The organism is Amycolatopsis sp. WAC 04182 (assembly GCF_003947465.1).
Classification (GTDB): Bacteria; Actinomycetota; Actinomycetes; order Mycobacteriales; family Pseudonocardiaceae; genus Amycolatopsis.
In genome coordinates, this window is sequence record NZ_QHJJ01000009.1 from 267,268 (window position 1) to 287,203 (window position 19,936).

The following is a 19,936-nucleotide window of genomic DNA, read 5'->3' on the forward strand; positions in this document are numbered from 1 at the left end:
TGAACTGCACTCGAAACCGCCGGCCGGGGCAGAGAAGGCCGACGGATCCTGTGCTGAGGGAGTGCGCCGTGGCAGTCGGCACCGTCAAGTGGTTCAACTCGGAAAAGGGCTACGGATTCATCGAATCCACCGAAGGGCCCGACGTCTTCGTCCACTACTCGGCCATTCAGGCCGACGGATTCCGGACGCTCGACGAGGGTGACCGCGTGGAATTCGAAGTCCAGTCCGGCCGTGACGGGCGGAGCCAGGCGGCGGACGTCCGCAAGGTCTCATAGGCAGACTTCGGGCGACCCCCGGCGGCCTCGGGAACTGGCGCGTTAGGCTGCGCTGCGTGACAGGCGATGAGTCGGGGGACCTGACCGGTCGCCGGCTGGGCAACTACCGCATCGACGGTGTGCTCGGCAAGGGCGGCATGAGCGTGACCTACAAGGCCACGGACGTGCGGCTCGGACGCAAGGTGGCACTGAAGGTCATCGGTGATCACCTCGGGGCCGACGCCGAGTTCCGCGAACGCTTCGTCGACGAGGCGCGGAACACGTCCGCGATCGACCATGCCAACGTCGTGCCCTTGTACGACTTCGGCGAGCTCGAAGGCATGCTCTACATCGCCATGCGGATGGTCGACGGCGGCGACCTCGCCGGGCTGATCTCCGGCGGTCCGATCGCGCCCGCCCGCGCGCTGAACATGCTCGACCAGGTCGCCGACGCGCTCGACACCCTGCACAACCGGGGTCTCGTGCACCTCGACGTCAAACCGGCGAACGTCCTGGTCACCAGCAAGGAGACCTCGCGCGAGCACGTCTACGTCGCCGACTTCGGCCTGACCCGCCGCGGCGCCACCGGGCACCGGACCCGCGGCGGCGACTTCCTCGGCTCGCCCACGTACGCCGCCCCCGAGCACCTGCGCGGGGAGCCGCTCGACGGCCGCACCGACCAGTACGCGCTCACCTGCGTCCTCTACGCCTGCCTGACCGGCAGCCCGCCCTTCAAGGGCGACGTGCAGACGGTCATCAAGGGACACCTGAACGGCGAGCCCCCGGCCATCTCGCGGATCGTCGGCCTGCCGGCCGGCATCGACGAGGTCATCCGGAAGGGAATGGCGAAGAATCCCGCCGAGCGCTACCCCAACTGTGTTGAGATGATCGCGGCCGCCCGGCGCGCGCTCGGTCCGCTCGCGACTTCGAACGAGCCCCCCGGCCCGCCCGGGGCCGCGGCGCCGGTCCAGCAGAGCGCGCCACGGCAGAACACGCCGCCACAGGGAGAGGGGGGCCCCGTGCACCCGTACGGAGGACAGCAGCCCGGCTACGGCCAGCAGGGACCGGGACCGCAGGGTCCCCCGCCGCAAGGCCCGCCCCAGCAGGGCCCGCCGCCCGGCTATGGCCCGCCGCCGCAGCAGGGTGGCTTCCAGCAGGGCGGTTTCCAGCAGGGACCGCCCCCGGGTTACGGCCCGCCGCCGCAGCAAGGCGGGTTCCAGCAGGGTGGTTTCCAGCAGGGGCCGCCCCCCGGCTACGGCCCGCCGCAGCAGCAGGGCGGGTTCCAGCAGCAGCCCAAGAAGGGCGGCGGCGCCAAGTGGATCTGGATCATCGTCGGCGCCCTCGTGGTCGCGGGCGCGATCGTGGCCGCCATCTTCATCTTCGGTGATTCGAGCGGCGGCAACGGCCCGCAGACCACCGCGCCGAACATCCCGGTCGGCCCCGGCGGCTCGCAGTCGCAGGCTCCCGGATCGTCGCTGAAGGCGCCGCCGTCGTCGATCCCCATCAAGCCGAGCAACTGACACCCGGGGGTGAAGGACGCTTTCACCGCATGCGACGCGGTGAAAGCGTCCTTCGCCGCGTCTTATGAGGGCATGGTTCCCTTCGGCCACGCCACCGCGCTGACCTGCGGTTCTTGCACTCTCCCCGGGAGAGTGCTAAACACGACATTGGCACTCGACGCCGTCGAGTGCCAGGCAGAGCGGTCACCGATCGCTCGCCTGAAGGTCGGGACGGTGAGGCCGCACCCTTGATCGGGTGGGTCGTCCGTCGCGGGCACCGAGCCTGGCCGAGGAAGAGTCCTGCCGCCGCGCTGTAGTAGGCGTGCGGCGGCGCCCAATACCGGAGGACCACACCGCAATGGCCAAACTGATCGCGTTCGACGAGGACGCCCGCCGCGGTCTTGAGCGCGGCTTGAACACCCTCGCCGAAGCCGTCAAGGTGACCCTCGGCCCGCGGGGCCGGAACGTCGTGCTCGAAAAGAAGTGGGGCGCGCCGACGATCACCAACGACGGTGTCTCCATCGCCAAGGAGATCGAGCTCGAGGACCCGTGGGAGAAGATCGGGGCCGAGCTCGTCAAGGAAGTTGCCAAGAAGACCGACGACGTCGCGGGTGACGGCACCACCACCGCCACCGTGCTCGCCCAGGCTCTCGTCCGCGAGGGTCTGCGCAACGTCGCCGCCGGGGCCGACCCCATCAGCCTGAAGCGCGGCATCGAGGCGGCCGTCGAGGCCATCACCGAGCAGCTGCACAAGATGGCCGTGCAGATCGAGACCAAGGAGCAGATCGCCGCCACCGCGTCGATCTCCGCCGCGGACCGCACCATCGGTGAGCTCATCGCCGAGGCGCTGGACAAGGTCGGCAAGGAAGGCGTCGTCACCGTCGAGGAGAGCAACACCTTCGGGCTCGAGCTCGAGCTCACCGAGGGTATGCGCTTCGACAAGGGCTACATCTCCGGTTATTTCGTGACCGACCCGGAGCGTCAGGAAGCCGAGCTCGAGGACCCGTACGTCCTCCTCTTCGGCTCCAAGATCTCCACCGTCAAGGACGTCCTGCCGCTGCTGGAGAAGGTCATCCAGTCCGGCAAGCCGCTGCTGATCATCGCCGAGGACGTCGAGGGCGAGGCCCTGGCCACCCTCATCGTCAACAAGATGCGTGGCACCTTCAAGTCCGTCGCCGTCAAGGCCCCGGGCTTCGGTGACCGCCGCAAGGCGATCCTGCAGGACATCGCGATCCTGACCGGTGGCCAGGTCATCTCCGAGGACGTCGGCCTCAAGCTGGAGAACGCGGACCTTTCCCTGCTGGGCAAGGCGCGCAAGGCCGTCATCACCAAGGACGAGACCACCATCGTCGAGGGTGCGGGCGACGCCGACCAGATCCAGGGTCGCGTCAACCAGATCCGCGCCGAGATCGACAACTCGGACTCGGACTACGACCGCGAGAAGCTCCAGGAGCGTCTGGCGAAGCTGGCCGGCGGCGTGGCCGTCATCAAGGCCGGTGCCGCCACCGAGGTCGAGCTGAAGGAGCGCAAGCACCGCATCGAGGACGCGGTGCGCAACGCCAAGGCCGCCGTCGAAGAGGGCATCGTCGCCGGTGGTGGCGTCGCTCTCATCCAGGCCGCCGAGGCCGCCTTCGCCGGTCTGAAGCTCGAGGGCGACGAGGCCACTGGTGCCAACATCGTCAAGGTCGCCGTCGAGGCGCCGCTCAAGCAGATCGCGATCAACGCCGGCCTCGAAGGCGGCGTCGTGGCGGAGAAGGTCAAGTCCCTCCCGCAGGGTCACGGCCTCAACGCCGCCACCGGTGTCTACGAGGACCTGCTCGCCGCCGGCGTGCCGGACCCCACGAAGGTCACCCGCTCCGCGCTGCAGAACGCCGCTTCCATCGCGGCGCTGTTCCTGACCACCGAAGCCGTCGTGGCGGACAAGCCGGAGAAGGCCTCGGCCGCTCCCGCCGACCCGTCCGGTGGCATGGGCGGCATGGACTTCTGAGTTCGAGCCTGTAGCACCACCGGAAAGCCCGGACGCGCCTCGCGCGTCCGGGCTTTTCTTTTGCCCGTTCGCGAGTTCCGCCTCCAGACACGTGTGATTCGCCTCCAATCACGCGAGTTACGCCTCCAATCACGCGTGTTCCGCGAAAGGGAAAGGCCCGGGCATCCCCATGCCCGGGCCTTTCCCCTGTCCCCCTGCCCCATCGGGCGCCGCGCCCCCTGTGCGCGGCGCCCGCCCCGCTCAGGATTCGCCCGGCTGTTCCGGAGTCAAGAGCCACGCGGCGGCGTAGAGCGGGATCGCGAATCCGGCGGTGAAGAAGACGCCTGCCACGAGGGCGATGCGCAGGATCGCGGCGTCGACGCCGAGGTAGGCGGCCCAGCCGCCGGCGACGCCCGCGAGCATCTTGTCGGTGCGGCTGCGGTAGAGCTTCTTGGTGGCCTGGGGGGTGTACACGCTGTTGGTCATGGCTCAATGTTCGCCCCGGAACGACCCCTGGCACATCGGGGAACGGCCCCGACCCGACCCTGGAATCCGACCCTGAGGGGCCGGAAAACCGGATGCTGCCAGGTCGGGTCCGGTCTGCACGGTACCGCCGTGCTCGGCCAGGACGACCGCGACGAACTCGGCATCTGCGTCGAGCCGCCGGACCACGTCATCGGCCTCAAGCGGTTCGAGCAGTACATCTTCCGCACGCAACCCGAAGGCGTCCGGTCGGGTCCCGGCGACCTCGACCTGATCGTCTACTCGTTGCGCAAGTGGCTGCGGCTCGTGCTCAACGGGAATCCGACGGTCCTGCTGCCGTTGTTCGCGCCCGAGTCGGAGATCGTGGTGATCGACGAACTCGGCGCCGAACTGCGCGAGAACGCGCACCGGATCGTCTCGCGCCGGGCGGGCCTGCGGTTCCTCGGTTACTCCCGCGCCCAGCGCGAGCGGATGCTGGGGTTGCGGGGCAAGGCCGGGCGGCCGGAGCTGATCGAGAAGTACGGCTTCGACACGAAGTTCGCCATGCACATGGTGCGCCTCGGAGTCCAGGGTGTGGAGCTGCTGGAGACCGGGCGGATCACGTTGCCGGTTCCCGAACCGTGGCTCGGTTGGCTTCGCGATCTGAGGCAGGGCAAGAAAACCCGCGAGGAAGCCTTGGAAGCGGCCGAGCTCCTCGAGCGCCGTCTCGACGAGCTCGGCCGCGGGGCGTCGCCGTTGCCGGAGGAGCCGGACACCGGCTGGGTCGACGCTTGGCTCGTGCAGGCCTACCTCAGGGCGTGGAAAATGCCTTGATGACGATCAAGGCGAAGGTACTCACGTTCGGGGTCGCGGTGCTGACCGTGCTGGGAATCGGCACGGCCGGCGCCGCGCCCGAAGGTCATGGCGCGCAGAGCAGGCTCGACGTCGTTCAGGCCCGCGGCGAGATCCGCGTGTGCTCGACGGGCGACTATCGCCCGTTCACCTATCGCGACGCGGCGGGCGCGTGGAGCGGGATCGACATCGACCTCGCGGGCGACCTCGCGAAGCGGCTCGGCGTCCGGCTCCAACTGGTCCAGACCACATGGAAGGCGATCGCCGACGACGTCGGGCGGAAATGCGATCTGGCGATGGGCGGGGTCTCGGTGACCTTGGACCGCGCGAAGAAGGGTTTCTACACCGTTCCCTATCTTCGTGACGGCAAGACCCCGATCACCTTGTGCGAGAACGAAAAGCGGTTCCAGACCCTGGAGCAGATCGACCAGCCGGGCGTCCGGGTGATCGTGAACCCCGGCGGTACCAACGAACAGTTCGCCGATGCCAACCTGAAACGCGCGACCATCGTGCGGCATCCGGACAACAACACGATCTTCGCCGAGATCCTGGCAGGCCGGGCGGATCTGATGATCACCGACGCGACCGAAACCCGGTGGCAGGCAAAGCAGAATCCGCGGCTGTGCGCGGTGCATCCCGACGAGCCGTTCACCTTCTCGGAGAAGGCGTACCTGGTGCCGCGCGACATCGTGTTCAAGGAATGGATCGACCAGTGGCTGCATCTCGCGCTGAACGACGACACCTACGCGCGGATCGCGAAACCCTGGCTCGGCTGAAATCGGTTTGAACCACTTCCGTTACCCGGCCGTATCCATGGATGTGGGTGAGGAGGAACCAGACCGGAGGAAGCACCGATGATGAACAGCGCCGGGAAACACCGCAAGCGTGCGACGATCGGCATCGCGTCCGTTCTCGGGGTGGCCGCCATCGCCGCGGCGATGTTCGCGATCAGCACTCCGGACGGGCAAGCAGCGGAAAGCTGCCAGGGACTGGACACCGCCCTCCGAAACAACCTGGATTTCATCGCGGGCCAGCAGGCCGATCCGGACGCGCAGTCCGGGGCGCGGATCGCGAACCGGCAGGCCGTCGTCGACCTCATCCAGCAGCGCCGCGAAGCCGCGGGATGCACCGAGGACGTCCAGGCCGACGGCGCGAAGCAGGAACAGGTCGTCGATCAGGAAGCAGAGGTGGCCGGGGAAGGCGAAGTCGTCTGCCAGGGCTCCACGGTGACGCTGTCCGGCGAGGGCGGCGCGCCCGCGGCGTCCAGCAGCGAGTTCCCGGCGGGCACCAAGCTGAAGGTGACGAACCTGGACAACGACAAGTCCACGACCGTCGAGGTCACCGGTGCTTCCGGCAGCTGCGCGCTGCTGAACAACGCGGCCTTCGAGCAGGTCCGCGAACCCGGGAAGTTCCTGATCCGTCGGGCCACCATCGAGCGGGTCGGCTGAGACACCCGCACCGGGACGGGGAAGACGCGGACGGTCCGGTGCGGAGGCGGCACGAGTCCTCCTGGTCCCCTCGGCCAGGAGGGCTCGTGGTCGTTTGTATCTCGCTTGTACGCCCTTTCGGGACGCTTCTCACGAAACGCCGAGAAAGGACATCCGATGAGATTCAGACGAGTGGTCACGGCGGCCGCCACCGCCTTGCTGGGCATGGCCGGGCTGGCGATCACCGCGACGTCGGCCGAGGCCGCCGTCGGGCCGCGTCCCAACTTCCAGCTCCCGTTCCCCTGCAACCAGGTGTGGAACGGCGACAACGACAACAGCAGCGCGCACCGGGCCTACGAGATCGACTTCAACCGCGGCAGTTCCGCGGGGGCGGATCTCGGCGACACCGTGGTCGCGGCGGCGGCGGGCAAGGTCGTCATCTCGGCGCACCAGGGTTCGGAGAACGGGTTCGGCAACCTGGTGAAGATCGACCACGGTGGGGGATGGTCGACCTACTACGCGCACCTGAAGGTCCGTTCGGTCGCGCTCAACGCGCAGGTCGCGCAGGGACAGAAGATCGGCGAGGTCGGCAACACCTCCAAGCCGGGCAACAACATCAGCCCGCACCTGCACTACGAAGTCCGCACCAACGACTCGTCGTGGCCGAGCAACATCAAGCCCGCGTACTTCAACGGCGTGCGGTTCGGCTACCCCAACGCCAACGTGACCTCGAAGAACACCTGCAGCGGCAACGGGAATCCCAACCCGTACGACGCCGTCGAGGTGTGCGGCGACGGTTACAAGGTGATCGACTCGCAGGCGCTCGGCAGCGCCGCGACCGCGTACCTGCTGTACAACGGCACGACCAAGAACAACTGCGTCACGACCATCAAGTCCACCTCGGTCGGCACGGGCAGCGCGGTTTCGGCCTTCCTCGAAGTCCAGGGTTCGGCGAGGAAGACCGACTCCGGCAGCTTCGAGTACTACGCGGGCCCGGTGAGTGCGGCCGCCGGCGCGAAATGCGTCCGGTGGGGCGGCTCGGCGGGTTCCAACACCTACGAATCGCCTTTCGAGCACTGCACCTGATCTTCTCCCGAACGCCATGAAAGGTCCCTTCCTTGCGAAATTTGCCAGGAAGGGACCTTTCATGGCGTCCGGAGGTGGGTGCGGACGCGAGTGAAGCGGGCTTCCCAGGCCGCCCGGACGTCCGGGGCGGCGGCGTGGGCCGCGAACAGGTCGGGTGCGGGAGCCTGAAGCGGCACCGGCAGGCGACCGTCCACAGGGGACAGTGAGTCGCCGCAGACGTCCCCCGTCAGCAAGGACATCGTGCCCAGCCCGCAGGCGAAGTCCAAAGTGGGCAGTGCGCCCGCGAGGGCCAGCCCGGCGGCGAGACCGACGCTCGTCTCGACGGCGGACGACACCACGCACGGCAGCCCGCACGCTTCGGCGACCTCCAGCGCGCGCCGGACCCCGCCCAGCGGCGCGACCTTCAGCACGGCGATGTCGGCCGCTCCCGCCACGGCCACCTTGAGCGGGTCCTCGGCCCGGCGGATGGATTCGTCCGCGGCGATCCGCACGCCGACCCGGCGCCGGACGTCGGCGAGCTCCTCGATCGACGGGCACGGCTGCTCGGCGTATTCGAGACCGCCCGCCGCGCGGTCCAGTTCACCGATGGCCTTGACCGCGGTGTCCACGTCCCAGGCCATGTTCGCGTCGACGCGAACCGCGCCCCGCGGGCCCAGCGCGGACCGCACCGCCTCCACCCGGGCACAGTCCTCGGCGAGGCTCACCCGAGGGTCGGCGACCTTCACCTTCGCCGTGCGGCATCCCGACGCGGACACGAGTTCGTACGCCTTGTCCGGGGACACCACCGGGACGGTCGCGTTCACCTCGACGCTCTCCCGCACGGGCGACGGCCAGCCGCGTTCGCTCGCCTCCAGCGCGGACGCCAGCCACGGCGCGCTCTCGGCGTCGGAGTAGTCGGAGAACGGGCAGAATTCGCCCCAGCCCGCTTCGCCGCGGATCAGCAGTCCTTCACGGACGGTGATGCCGCGGAACCGCGTGCGCAGGGGGATCGCGTAGACGTCCATCGGCACCGATCATGCCACTGTGGGAATCACGTGCCGTTTGTCTCGGTTCCGGACAGAATGAGCGACGTGGCACTCGACTTTCGCGTGCTGGGGCCCACGGAGGTCACGGCGGACGGGCTGCCGGTGCCCTTGGGCGGCAGCAGGCCGCTCATCGTGCTGGCGGGCCTGTTGCTGCGCGCGAACACGGTGGTGCCGGTCGAAGAGCTGGGCCGCTGGCTGTGGCCGGACGACCGGCGGCGGTCCAAGGGAGCCCTGCAGACCTACATCCTGCGGGTCCGCCGCGCGCTCGGCGACGAGGTCACCATCCGCACCGAACGCGGCGGCTACCTGCTCGAACTCGACGAGAAGCTGCTCGACCTCGCCCGTTTCCGGGTACTCGCCGCGGCCGGGACGGAGGCCGCGCGGGACGGCGACCTGCGCGGGGCCGCGGACCGGTTCGCCGCCGCGCTGGCCGAGTGGCGTGGCCCGGCGTTGCAAAACGTCCACTCCGAAGCGCTGCTTCGGGACGAAGCCGACCAGCTGGGCGAAGAGCGGCTGCGCGTGCGCGAGCAGTGGGCCGACGCGCTCATCGCCCTCGGCGACCACGCCACCGTCGTTCCCGAGCTGACCAGGCTGTGCCGCGAGAATCCGCTGCGGGAGCGGCTGCACGAGCAGCTGATGATCGCGCTCTACCGCTCCGGCAGACAGGCCGAGGCGCTGAACGTCTACCGCCGGATCGGCGCGGTGCTGGCCGAAGAACTCGGCCTCGACCCCGGCGCCTCGCTGCAGCGGGCGCACCAGGCGATCCTGACCGGCGAAGAGACCGTCGAGACCACATTGGACTCCGGACTGACGCGGTACCGGCTCGGTGCCGAACCGTTGATCCCGCGGCAGCTCCCCGCCGATCTCCGGGTGTTCTCCGGCCGCCAACGCGACCTCAAGGCGCTGCACGGACTTGTCCCGGAGGCGCTGGACACCGAGCGCTCGACGTCGATCGCGTCGATCGAGGGGATGGGCGGGATCGGCAAGACGACGCTCGCAGTTCACTTCGCGCACGAGGTCGGAGACCGCTTCCCCGGCGGGCAGGTGTACCTCAACCTGCGCGGCTACGGCCCCGGCGAGCCGGTCGAGGCCGCCGCCGCGCTCGAAACCATGCTCGTCTCCGTCGGTGTCCCCGCCGACCGGATCCCCGCCGACGTCGACGGGCGCGCGGCCACCTGGCGCACCTACAGCGCCGGCCGCCGGATGCTGATCCTGCTCGACAACGCGGGGAGCACCGAGCAGATCAGGCCGTTGCTGCCCGGCCCCGGCTGCCTGGTGCTGGTGACCAGCCGCTGGCAGTTGCAGGCGCTCGTGGCGACCCACGGCGCGCGGCGCGTCGCGCTGGAGGAACTGCCGGACGAGGACGCGATCGCCCTCCTCGCGTCGACGATCGGGCTGGACCGCGTCGCCGAAGACCCCGAGGCCACCGAACGGTTCGTCCGGTACTGCGGCGGGCTGCCGCTGGCCATCCGGATCCTCGCGGTGCGGGCCGCGCAGTTCCCGGACCTCGGGTTGCGGGAGTTCGTCCGGCTGCTGGAAGCCGAACAGGACCGGCTGGGCTCCTTCGACCTCGCCGACGGCGACGAGACGAACATCCGGGCCGTCTTCTCGTACTCGTACCGGGCGCTCGACGCACGGGCCGCGCGCCTGTTGCGGCTGCTCGGCCTGCCCACCGGCGGCGACTTCAGCGTGCCCGCGGCCGCGGCGGTGGCCGGGGTCGACATCGCCGAAGCGCACGAGGATCTGGCGAAACTCGCGTCCGCGCACCTGATCGCGCGGTCCAGGCCCGGCCGGTACCAGTTCCACGACCTGATCCGGGCGTACGCGGCCGAGCTTTCGGCGAAGATCGACGGGCCCGAAGCGCGGACGGCCGTGCTGGACAGGCTGCTCCACGCGTCGCTCGCCTCGGCGTTGAACGCGTCGAGGCTCCTGCGTCCGGAACGGCATTACCGGCTCGTCGAACCCGAGCGGTTCGACGGCGCGGGGCTGAGATTCGGGCACTACGAGCAGGCGCTCGACTGGTTCGACGAGGAGGCGGGGAACCTCATCGCCGCGGTGAACGTCGCGTACCGGGAGCGGCGATACCGGGAGTGCTGGCAGCTGGCGTGGTTGCTGCAGTCCTATTTCATCGTGCGGGCGCGGCTGGAGGACTGGCGTTCGGTGTTCGGTGTGGCGCTCCGCGCCGCCCGCGACCTGGGGGACCGCTCCGGCGAGGCCGCCATCCTCAGCGGGCTCGGCGTGGCCTGCGGGGTCGCCCGCCAGTACGACGACAGCATCGCCTACCTGAAGCAGGTCGTCGAACTGCAACGGCAGGTCGGCGACCGGCAAGGTGAGGCGCGGGCCCTCTACAACCTCACCTTGGCCAGCCAGGACCCCGAAACCGGGTGGGAATACGGGACGCGGGCGTTGCGGCTCATCCGGGAGAGCAACGTCGGCGCCGGCATGGAGGCCAGCGCGTTGCAGGCGCTCGGCGACATCTGCACCCAGGCCGGCCGCTTCGAGCAGGCACTCGACTTCGCCGATCAGGCCTTGGCGCTGGAGGCGCACGCGCTCCCCGACGAAACCCGTTTCACCTTGCACACCAAGGGAACCGCGCTGGTCGGGCTCGGCCGCGGCGACGAAGGCATCGCCTGCATGCGGTGCGCCGTCGAGATGTTCTTCGCCCATGGCGAGCTCTACGAGGCGGCCGACGTGCTGGCCCAGCTCGGCGGAATCCATCTGCGGCTCGGTGATCCCTCGTCGGCGCGGGAGTGCTGGCTGCGTTCGGTCCGGGTGCTGACCGAGCTCGCGCATCCCGACGCCGAGGACGTCCGGACGAAGCTGGCCTCGCTCGTCGGCGAAACGGCCAAGGCCGAGTGAGGCACGGGCGCCCGGCGTGCCGACCCCCAGCCGCAGCACGCGAGCACGCCCGTGCCCGCACACGTCACCTAACAGGACACCGCTCACTGCGCGCTGACTGTGCAGCTCGCGTGGGTCAAGCCAGCAGTTTCGCGAGGGTGATCGCGTTCTTCGGCGCCTCGACCTTGACGTCGTTGTCGAAGTAGACGTACGTGTCGCGTCCCCAGCCCTCGATCTTCCGGGCCCACTTCTTCAAGGCATCGTCGCTGTACCCGCTGACGTACAGTTCCTCGTCGCCGTGCAGGCGGACGTACGCGAACTCGTCGCTCGTCATCTCGTCGACGAACGGGAATTTGCCCGCGGTGTCGGCGACCACGAGCGCGATGCCGTGTTCCCGGAACAGTTCGAGGCTTTCGGGCTCGGCGAAGCTCGGATGCCGTACTTCGACGGCGTGCCGGAGCTTCCGGCGAGGCTTCGGATCGGTATGGGGTTCGGCTTTCAGCTTGTCGTCGTGCTTGCTCGCGAGTTTGGCGGCGGCCTGGCTGGTGCGCGGCAACAACTTGAAGAACGCCTCGACGCGCTCGGCGTCGAACGCCAGCCGCGGCGGCAGCTGCCAGAGGAACGGCCCCAGTTTCCGGCCGAGCGCCAGCACTCCGGACGCGAAGAAGTTCGCCAGCGGTGTCTCCACGTCACGCAGTTGCTTCATATGCGTGATGAAGCGGCCGCCCTTGACGGCGAAGACGAAATCGTCCGGGGTCTCCTCGGCCCACGCCCGGTACCGCTCGGGACGCTGCAGTGAGTAGAAGGAACCGTTGATCTCGGCCGAGTTCATCCGGGACGACAGGTATTCCAGCTCGCGCCGCTGCACGAGGCCGCGGGGGTAGAAGTCCCCGCGCCACGGTGGGTAGCGCCAGCCCGAAGTGCCGATCCTGAGCTCCGCGACGTCGATCACCGCCTTCCCGTGCCGCTCAGATTCCCCCTCTCGTTTGGAGGTAAACGCCAGCTCACGCCCACGAGAACCGCCAGCGGCGGGTCTGGACCAGGCTGGAGGCGAACTCGCGCAGATTGCCCGGCTGGCCGGCGAACGAGGGCAGGCAGAACGCCCGGTGCTCGGCGGCGACGGTGAGCGCGCGGCCCTGGGTGCGCGGCGGCGCGGCCACCGACAGCTCCAGCGAATCGAAGCCCAGCACCGTGAGCGTCGCGCCGAAACGGTCTTCCCAGCTGCGCAGGACCGCGGACAGCTCGTGGACCTGATCGGTCGCCTTGATCATGCCCGTCCAGCCGAGGATCGCCGGGATGTCGGCGGGGCGCTCCGTCTGCACCAGTGCCAGCCGGTGCTGCCCGCGCGCGGCCAGGATCGACCCGGTGTTGCCCGCCTCGGCCAGCGGATCCGCCCGGCGCGCCGGACGACGGGCGAGCCCGGGGAACTTCGCGCCGAACGGGCGCAGGCAGGCGCCGTCGCAGCACGACGTGTCCCACCAGCGGGCCAGCACTTCGGCCGGATCCACCGACGCGATCCGGTGATCGGCGGGGGCGAGCCTGCCGCGGTCGTCGAGCCAGTCCTCGCCGTTGGCGGCGAAGCGCTGGTCGTGCGGGATCAGCACCGGCCACAGACCGGAGCGGTCGAACTCGGCGACGCAGCCGGTGTAGCGCTCCGGCCTGGCCAACGGCAGGTCCGAAACCCAGATCCGGCCGTGCCACCGGCCGGGCGGCAGGGTCTGGACGGGCGGCGTACCCGGGCGGAACGGTGCGATCGTCATCGGCTTCCCCTCGAACTGGTGTTCGGTCAACTCTACCCGAACACTAGTTCGAAGCACCGACAGTTTTCGATACCCCGTTTGCGGGATCTCGGTGCGGGCGCCTCAGGTGCCCCTGATGTCACAGTGGCCCCAGGTTTTGTCCATAGTGGACTTGGCGGGGGTGCTTGTTGCGAAAGCCACTTTCGCAACGTTGAAGGTTGCGAAAGTGGCTTTCGCAACGCGTTCTTCGCCGGAGGGCGGTCCGTGAAGGCCTCCTTGCCTACCCTGACGGTAGGGAAGGGTCCCTTCGCTACCTTCGGGGTCGCCGCTCTCGCCCCAGGTGCACCAGCGACCACAGCAGGCACAGCGGCCGCGCGTGAAGGACCCCTTCCCTCGGCTCAGCCGAGGAAACTCGACCTTCACACCTTGCCGAGTACATGAAGGCCCCCTTCCTTGCGCCTGACGCAAGGAAGGGGGCCTTCATGTACTCGGGCGGGCACCGGCGCACCGGTATCGAGCCCACCGAACGCCTTCGTGAGTGACGCTTCTGACCCGAATCACCGCTCACGACCACCCAAGACCGAGGTCTGTCGCTACAGGGGGCGCAGCAGGTCGTCCGCGTCCACGATCCGGTACGCGTACCCCTGTTCCGCCAGGAAACGCTGCCGGTGCGCCGCGTACTCCGTGTCCACGGTGTCCCGCGAGACGACCGAGTAGAAATGCGCCTGCCGCCCGTCGCCCTTGGGCCGCAGCAGCCGCCCGAGCCGCTGCGCCTCTTCCTGGCGCGAGCCGAACGTCCCGGAGATCTGGATGGCGACCGACGCCTCCGGCAGGTCGATCGAGAAGTTCGCGACCTTCGAAACGACCAGCGTCCTGATCTCGCCGCGCCGGAACGCGTCGAACAGTTCCTCGCGTTCCTTGTTCCGTGTCGCGCCCTGGATCACCGGCGCGTCGAGTTCGTCGCCGATCATCTCCAGCTGGTCGAGGTAGGCCCCGATGACCAGGGTCGGCTCGCCGGGATGCCGGTCGACCAGGGTCTTGATCACCTTGGTCTTGGTGTCCGCGGTCGCCGCCAGTTTGTACCGCTCCTCGGCCTCGGCGGTCGCGTACGCGAGCCTCTCGGCGTCCGTCAGCGTCACCCGGACCTCGGTGCATTCCGCCGGCGCGATCCAGCCTTGCGCCTCGATGTCGCGCCACGGGACGTCGTACCGCTTCGGGCCGATCAGGGAGAACACGTCGCCCTCGCGCCCGTCCTCGCGCACCAGGGTCGCGGTCAGCCCGAGCCGCCGCCGCGACTGCAGGTCCGCGGTCATCCGGAACACCGGCGCCGGCAGCAGGTGGACCTCGTCGTAGACGACCAGGCCCCAGTCCCGCGAATCGAACAGGTCCAGGTGCTTGTATTCGCCCTTGGTCTTGCGCGTGACCACCTGGTAAGTGGCGATGGTGACCGGCCGGATCTCCTTCTTCTCCCCGGAGTATTCGCCGATCTCCTCCTCGGTGAGCGAGGTCCGCGCGACCAGCTCCCGCTTCCACTGCCGTCCGGCGACGGTGTTCGTCACCAGGATCAGCGTGGTCGCCTTCGCGTGCGCCATGGCCGCGGCGCCGACCAGCGTCTTGCCCGCGCCGCACGGCAGCACGACGACGCCGGACCCGCCGGCCCAGAACGCCTCGGCGGCCTTGCGCTGGTAGTCGCGCAGTTCCCAGTCGACCTCGGCGAGGTCGATCGGGTGCGCTTCGCCGTCGACGTAGCCGGCGAGGTCTTCCGCGGGCCAGCCGACCTTCAGCAGCGCCTGCTTGAGCCGCCCGCGTTCGGACGGGTGCACGATGACGGTGTCCTCGTCGATGCGGGCGCCCAGCATCGGGCTGATCTTCTTGTGCCGGAGGATCTCCTCCAGCACCGCGCGGTCGATGGTCGACATCACCAGGCCGTGCGCCGGGTGGTTCGCGATCTGCAACCGCCCGAACCGCCCCATCGTGTCCACGATGTCGATGAGCAGCGGCTGGGGAACGGGGAAGCGTGAGTACGTCGTCAGCGCGTCGACGACCTGTTCTGCGTCGTGGCCCGCCGCGCGGGCGTTCCACAACGCCAGTGGCGTGATCCGGTAGGTGTGGACGTGCTCGGGCGCGCGTTCCAGTTCGGCGAACGGCGCGATGGCGATCCGCGCGTCGTCGGCCTGGCTGTTGTCGACCTCGAGGAGCACGGTCTTGTCGGATTGGACGATCAGCGGGCCATCGGTCACATCGTCCTTTATACGTTCCGGCCACACCGGCTCCCGCCGCGGCACCGCTGGTGGAAGGATATGCGGAAGGTGACTGGAGGGGACCTTGACGACTACACCGACCGGCGGGACACCCGAGTACGACCCGTTCAACGCGCCCGCGCCGCTGCCCTCGATGCCGGAGGCGGTACCGCCGACACCGTTCCCCAAGCCGCCGCCGCTGAGCGTGCTTGCCAAGGTCTCGATCGTGCTGGGCGTCGTCGCCGCGCTGGGCTTGGGGAGCCTGGCCGCCTTCGGGCTCTCGCAGTCGAGCCGGTTCACCAAGGTCGAGGCGGGCAAGTGCCTGTACCTGACCGACGAGGCGGGCGGCAAGCAGAGCTACACGACGGCCAGCTGCTCGTCGAATCGCGCGACCTTCCGCGTCGACGAGGTGCGGTCGGGCTCGTCGGACTGCCGTAGCGCCGACTACATCCAGTTCGAGCTGTACGGGGGTTCGTCGAGCAAGAGAGCGGAAAAGACGCTCTGTCTCGCGCTGAACGTCGAGAGCGGGGACTGTTTGCGCGACGTCGTGCACGAGACGCGGATCGCGAAGGTCCGCTGCAGCGACATCAGCGCGGAGGCGCGCGCGACGGTGATGCGGGGATCGGCGGCCGTCTGCATGCCGGAGGACACTGAACTGCGCTACACCGGGCCGCCCGTGCGCACCGTGTGTCTCAGGCCGACCGGGGAGAACATCTAGGGGCGCGCCACCATCGACTGCACGTCGAGCCGCGCGCCGAGCAGGCCGGAGTTGTGCATCAGGTCGGCGACGCGTTGCAGCCGGATGCCGTTGAGGGACACCGGGTACGTCCCGAGCGAGATCAGCGACGCCGTGGTCCGGTCGATGTCGGAGAACGTCGGCAGCGCGTCACGGACGACGGCCGGGTCGGCGGCCCGCACCTGCGCTTCGCCGAGCACCTTGCGGAAGACCGCGAGCGTGCGGGCGTTGCCCTGTCCGAAGGCTCCCGTCGAAACGTAGGACGACATCGGGAAGTCCAGTGTCGCGCCGCGGGCGCCGTCGGCGAGGATGCTTGCCCCGAGTTCCTTCTCGGCCCTGGTGATGTACGGCTCGACCATCCACGCGGCGTCGACCTCGCCCGCCTGCAACGCCTGGGGCATCCGGTCGAACGGGTGCTGCTTGAACTGGATCCGGTTCACGTCGACGCCCGCGGTCGCCAGTACCGAGCGGGCCGCCAGCACGCCGACGTCGTCGAGCATGTTCACCGCGATCTTCGGTGCCTTCTTGAGGGTCGGCTCGGTGTAGTCGGAGCCGGGGAGTGTGACGAGCGCCATGGTGTTGCGGCCGGCGGTGTACGCCTCGCCCTGCAACTGGAGCGCCGTCCCGGCCGCGGAAGCGCGGAAGATCGACACGTCGCTCGCGAACGCCAGATCGATCTCGCCCGCGGAGAGTTTGCCGATCGCCTGGTCGGCGGGGACTTCGACGAGTGTCACGGAGAGGCCGGCCGCGGTGAACTTCCCGTCGGCGACGGCGACCCGCAAGGGTGCCGTGTCGATGGGGCTGCTGACGCCGATACGCAGTTCCGTCCGTTCGAGTGGCGCGTCGGTACTTGCGTCACCACCGGAAAACACTCCGCAACCGGCGGTCGCCAGCAGCGCCGCTACCAGCGGAATCGCCAAGACGCGCATCTTCGTCACCGCTCACCTACCGAGAGAATGTGCTCCTCCTTCTGGATCGTATGGTCCGGGCCCCATACGATCGCCTGCGGGAGGCGCCCGATGGCGCGGCTTTCGATCGTTCTCGAACCTTGTTACTCTACAGTAGGTTCGGGCTCTCGTCCCCGATGTCAGCCATGGGAAAGGGTCCCGTGGTGGGAAAAGGAAACCAGGTGGCCCGTCGCGACAAGCGTCCCCGTGGGGGCGACGCGGCGGAACGGCATCCTCGTGTCGGTGGACGTTGGCGGCTGCGGAACTGGCACCTGCGTACCAAACTCTTCGTGGTACTCCTGATCCCCGCCCTCGCGGTGGTCGCCCTCGTCGGGCTCCGGGTCAACTCCGATCTTCGGGACGCGAGGCAGCTGGCCGAGTTCGCCACCCGCGGCCGGGTCGACAGCACCGTCGCCGAGGCCGTGCACCAGCTCCAGCGCGAACGAGATCTCACCGTCCGCTTCGTCGCCGGCGATCGCAAGGGCGACCTTTCCGAACTGACCGAACAACGCAAGCGCGTCGACGAGGCCATCGGCACCTTCGACCGCACGCTCGGCGAGAGCAAGAGCAGGCTCGGCGGCAAGACCGCGACCAGCCTGCAGCAGACCAGCGACCGGCTGCGCGTGCTGACCGGCCTCCGCTTTTCCGCGGAACATTCCGCCTTTCCCGCCGACGCGGTGCTGCGCTCCTACAGCGACCTGATCTCCGGTCTGCTCGACATCAGCGATTCCACCGCCGCCGACGTCTCCGACTCGGATCTCGGGAAGCTCCGCCTCGCGGGTAACGCGCTCGCGCGGGTCAAGGACCAGATGTCGGTCAAACGCGCGATCATGGCGGCCGCGCTCGCGGAGGGCGGCCTCAACCGGGACCGGACCCGCGCGCTGCTCGGCGCGGAGGCCGAACTCGCCGCCGCCCGCAACGACTACCGCACCTTCGCGACCCCCGAGCAGCAGCGGATGTACGACGACACGGTCATCGGCCTGATCGTCGACATCGGCAACGACATGGTCGAATCGGCGCTCATCCGCGCGGAGAACGACCAGGGGCTCGGCGGGCTGGACCCGAACCAGTGGGACACCTCGGCCACCTACACGGTCAATCTGGCCCACCAGGTGCAGCAGGCGCTGCTCGTCCAGCTTCAGGAACGCACCGACGCCCTCGCGGCACGGGCGAGGACGTCCGCGATCTGGGACGGCGGCATCGTGCTCGCCGTGCTGGTCGTCGCCGGGGTGCTCTCGGTGATCATCGCGCGATCGCTGCTGCGGCCGCTGCGGATCCTGCGCCGCAGCGCGCTCCATGTCGCCGAACATCAGCTGCCGGCGGCCGTCGAAGGTCTGCTCAGCGACCCCGAACCGCAGCCGGAGAACCTGCGGCGGCGCTTGGCCGTCGCCCCGGTCCCGGTGTTCAGCCGCGAGGAACTCGGCCAGGTGGCGCGCGCGTTCGACGCGGTGCACGGCGAGGCCGTCCGGCTCGCGGGGGAACAGGCGATGCTGCGGGAGAACATCAACGCGATGTTCGTGAACCTGTCGCAGCGGAGCCAGGATCTCGTCGAACGGCAGCTGTCCGTGCTGGACCGCATGGAAGCCGACGAACAGGATCCCGACACGCTCGCCGGGCTCTTCGAACTCGACCACCTCGCGACCCGGATGCGCCGCAACAGCGAGAACCTGCTGGTGCTGTCCGGAACCGACGTCGTCCGTGAGGACGGTGGCGCCGTCGTCGCCGACGAGATCATCGGCGCCGCGCTCTCGGAGGTCGAGCACTACCAGCGGATCGAACTCGGCCCGGCGCCGCGGATCGCGGTGCGCGGCGAGGCCGTCAACGACCTCGTGCACGTGGTCTCCGAGTTGCTGGAGAACGCGACCCGCTATTCGGATCAGAGCACGATGGTGCAGGTCGAGGGGCACGAGACCGAGCGCGGGGAATGGCAGATCGAGATCACCGACCACGGCGCGGGGATGCCGCAGGCGGAGATCGACCGGACCAACGCGCGGCTGGCGAACCCGCCGGACGTCGATGTCGAGGTCTCGCGGCGGATGGGCCTGTTCGTGGTCGCGACGCTGGCGATCCGGCACCGGATCGACGTCCGTCTCCGGTCCGCCGACGGCGGCGGGATCACCGCGGTGGTCGTCGTGCCCGCCGACCTCATCGTCGAAGCGCCCCGGCCGGCCCCGATGCCGGAACCCGTGCCCGTGACCGTCGTCGTCCCGGAGCCGGAACCCGAGCCGCCGCTGGAAGTCCCGCCGCTGCCCGAGCCGGAGGAGAGCGCCGAGGAGTCGCGGTTCGCGCCCGTGCTGGACCCCGGCCCGCTGCGGCGCGCTCCCGTCGTCGAGCGCGAGAACCCGCCGGAATGGCCGTCTTCGGACGACGACGCCGTCGACCATCTCGAGCTGGACTCGCCGACCGAGCGGATGCCCAAGTACCAGAGCGTGCTTTCGCAGTGGTTCGACCACGGAGGTCCGCGCGAAGGGCCTTCGCCCGCTGAACCCGGCCCGCCTTCCTTGCCTTCGTTCGAGCCGGTGAAGCACGCCGTGCCCGAGGAAGCCGCGCAGGATCCGGACGAGCCGACCGAACCGACACTGAAGCCGGTGGCGCCGAAGGAAAAGGAGCCGGAGCCGGCTTGGCCGACGCCCGCCGAACTGGAACAGGAGGACGGGGCGGAGGAGACCTGGCCGGTGCTGCCCGCCGTCGTTCCCGAGGCCCGGTCGCAGGACGACAGGCCGGAGAAGCCGCGAGGGGAGAGGCCGATACTCTCACTTTCCCCCGAAGCGGTCCGCGAACGGATGACCAGCCTGCAAGGCGGATTCCGGCGCGGTCGCCACGCCAGGGGTGACGACAACCCCTCGGCTTAGCGAATTGGAAGGT

General features: G+C 69.3%; 16 protein-coding genes. 10 read left to right on the top strand and 6 right to left on the bottom strand.

What is annotated here, in order from left to right; all coding sequences use genetic code 11:
• The first annotated feature begins 68 nt into the window (after window positions 1-68).
• The 3 genes from DMH01_RS38680 (at window position 69) to groL (ending at window position 3,740) form a co-directional block, all read left to right on the top strand.
• A complete protein-coding gene (locus tag DMH01_RS38680) occupies window positions 69-275 on the top strand; it encodes a cold-shock protein (RefSeq protein WP_005164266.1) in 207 nt (68 codons plus the stop codon).
• Between the two features lie 56 nt (window positions 276-331).
• Complete coding sequence (locus DMH01_RS38685; RefSeq protein ID WP_125683807.1) at window positions 332-1,774, top strand: serine/threonine-protein kinase; 1,443 nt, start codon at window positions 332-334, stop codon at window positions 1,772-1,774.
• 337 nt (window positions 1,775-2,111) lie between these two features.
• Window positions 2,112-3,740: a chaperonin GroEL gene (gene groL, locus DMH01_RS38690; protein WP_034308290.1), complete on the top strand. Its 1,629-nt coding sequence runs from the start codon at window positions 2,112-2,114 to the stop codon at window positions 3,738-3,740.
• A 240-nt stretch (window positions 3,741-3,980) separates the two neighbouring features.
• Here groL and DMH01_RS38695 read toward each other — a convergent pair whose 3' ends face one another.
• Complete coding sequence (locus DMH01_RS38695; RefSeq protein WP_007033414.1) at window positions 3,981-4,205, bottom strand: PspC domain-containing protein; 225 nt, start codon at window positions 4,203-4,205, stop codon at window positions 3,981-3,983.
• Window positions 4,206-4,277: 72 nt separating this feature from the next.
• On the opposite strand from DMH01_RS38695, the gene DMH01_RS38700 reads away from it, so the two are divergent.
• From DMH01_RS38700 to DMH01_RS38715, 4 genes are all read left to right on the top strand, one after another.
• Window positions 4,278-5,015 carry a DNA polymerase beta superfamily protein gene (locus DMH01_RS38700; RefSeq protein ID WP_125684128.1) on the top strand — a complete coding sequence of 246 codons (738 nt, stop codon included), beginning with the start codon at window positions 4,278-4,280 and terminating at the stop codon, window positions 5,013-5,015.
• A complete protein-coding gene (locus DMH01_RS38705; RefSeq protein WP_125683809.1) occupies window positions 5,015-5,809 on the top strand; it encodes a transporter substrate-binding domain-containing protein in 795 nt (264 codons plus the stop codon). The genes DMH01_RS38700 and DMH01_RS38705 overlap by 1 nt, the downstream gene beginning before the upstream one ends.
• Before the next feature lie 78 nt (window positions 5,810-5,887).
• Window positions 5,888-6,481 (top strand): hypothetical protein, encoded by a 594-nt coding sequence (locus DMH01_RS38710; RefSeq protein WP_125683811.1) that lies wholly within the window; start codon window positions 5,888-5,890, stop codon window positions 6,479-6,481.
• A gap of 156 nt (window positions 6,482-6,637) precedes the next feature.
• Window positions 6,638-7,546 carry a M23 family metallopeptidase gene (locus DMH01_RS38715; RefSeq protein ID WP_233621848.1) on the top strand — a complete coding sequence of 303 codons (909 nt, stop codon included), beginning with the start codon at window positions 6,638-6,640 and terminating at the stop codon, window positions 7,544-7,546.
• Window positions 7,547-7,605: 59 nt separating this feature from the next.
• Here DMH01_RS38715 and DMH01_RS38720 read toward each other — a convergent pair whose 3' ends face one another.
• Entirely contained in the window at window positions 7,606-8,550 is a 945-nt protein-coding gene (locus tag DMH01_RS38720; protein ID WP_125683813.1) for an o-succinylbenzoate synthase, read from the bottom strand.
• Between the two features lie 57 nt (window positions 8,551-8,607).
• Here DMH01_RS38720 and DMH01_RS38725 point away from each other — a divergent pair, with 57 nt between their 5' ends.
• A complete protein-coding gene (locus DMH01_RS38725) occupies window positions 8,608-11,430 on the top strand; it encodes a BTAD domain-containing putative transcriptional regulator (RefSeq protein ID WP_125683815.1) in 2,823 nt (940 codons plus the stop codon).
• A 115-nt stretch (window positions 11,431-11,545) separates the two neighbouring features.
• Here DMH01_RS38725 and DMH01_RS38730 read toward each other — a convergent pair whose 3' ends face one another.
• The 3 genes from DMH01_RS38730 to DMH01_RS38745 all read right to left on the bottom strand — a co-directional run bounded on the left by DMH01_RS38730 (window position 11,546) and on the right by DMH01_RS38745 (window position 15,388).
• On the bottom strand, window positions 11,546-12,361 hold the full coding sequence (locus DMH01_RS38730; protein WP_125683817.1) for a DUF72 domain-containing protein: 816 nt from the start codon (window positions 12,359-12,361) through the stop codon (window positions 11,546-11,548).
• A gap of 52 nt (window positions 12,362-12,413) precedes the next feature.
• The gene (locus DMH01_RS38735) at window positions 12,414-13,169 is read right to left on the bottom strand and encodes a DUF4253 domain-containing protein (RefSeq protein WP_125683819.1); all 756 of its coding nucleotides are present in this window, start codon (window positions 13,167-13,169) and stop codon (window positions 12,414-12,416) included.
• A gap of 572 nt (window positions 13,170-13,741) precedes the next feature.
• Window positions 13,742-15,388, bottom strand: a complete 1,647-nt coding sequence (locus DMH01_RS38745) for a DNA repair helicase XPB (RefSeq protein WP_125683823.1) — start codon at window positions 15,386-15,388, stop codon at window positions 13,742-13,744.
• 85 nt (window positions 15,389-15,473) lie between these two features.
• Here DMH01_RS38745 and DMH01_RS38750 point away from each other — a divergent pair, with 85 nt between their 5' ends.
• Window positions 15,474-16,106 carry a hypothetical protein gene (locus DMH01_RS38750; RefSeq protein WP_125683825.1) on the top strand — a complete coding sequence of 211 codons (633 nt, stop codon included), beginning with the start codon at window positions 15,474-15,476 and terminating at the stop codon, window positions 16,104-16,106.
• Here DMH01_RS38750 and DMH01_RS38755 read toward each other — a convergent pair.
• Complete coding sequence (locus tag DMH01_RS38755; protein WP_125683827.1) at window positions 16,103-17,062, bottom strand: ABC transporter substrate-binding protein; 960 nt, start codon at window positions 17,060-17,062, stop codon at window positions 16,103-16,105. The two genes, DMH01_RS38750 and DMH01_RS38755, sit on opposite strands and share 4 nt — an antisense overlap.
• A gap of 191 nt (window positions 17,063-17,253) precedes the next feature.
• Between DMH01_RS38755 and DMH01_RS38760 the strand changes: the two genes are divergently transcribed.
• Window positions 17,254-19,923: a nitrate- and nitrite sensing domain-containing protein gene (locus DMH01_RS38760; protein WP_199745786.1), complete on the top strand. Its 2,670-nt coding sequence runs from the start codon at window positions 17,254-17,256 to the stop codon at window positions 19,921-19,923.
• Window positions 19,924-19,936: the final 13 nt, after the last annotated feature.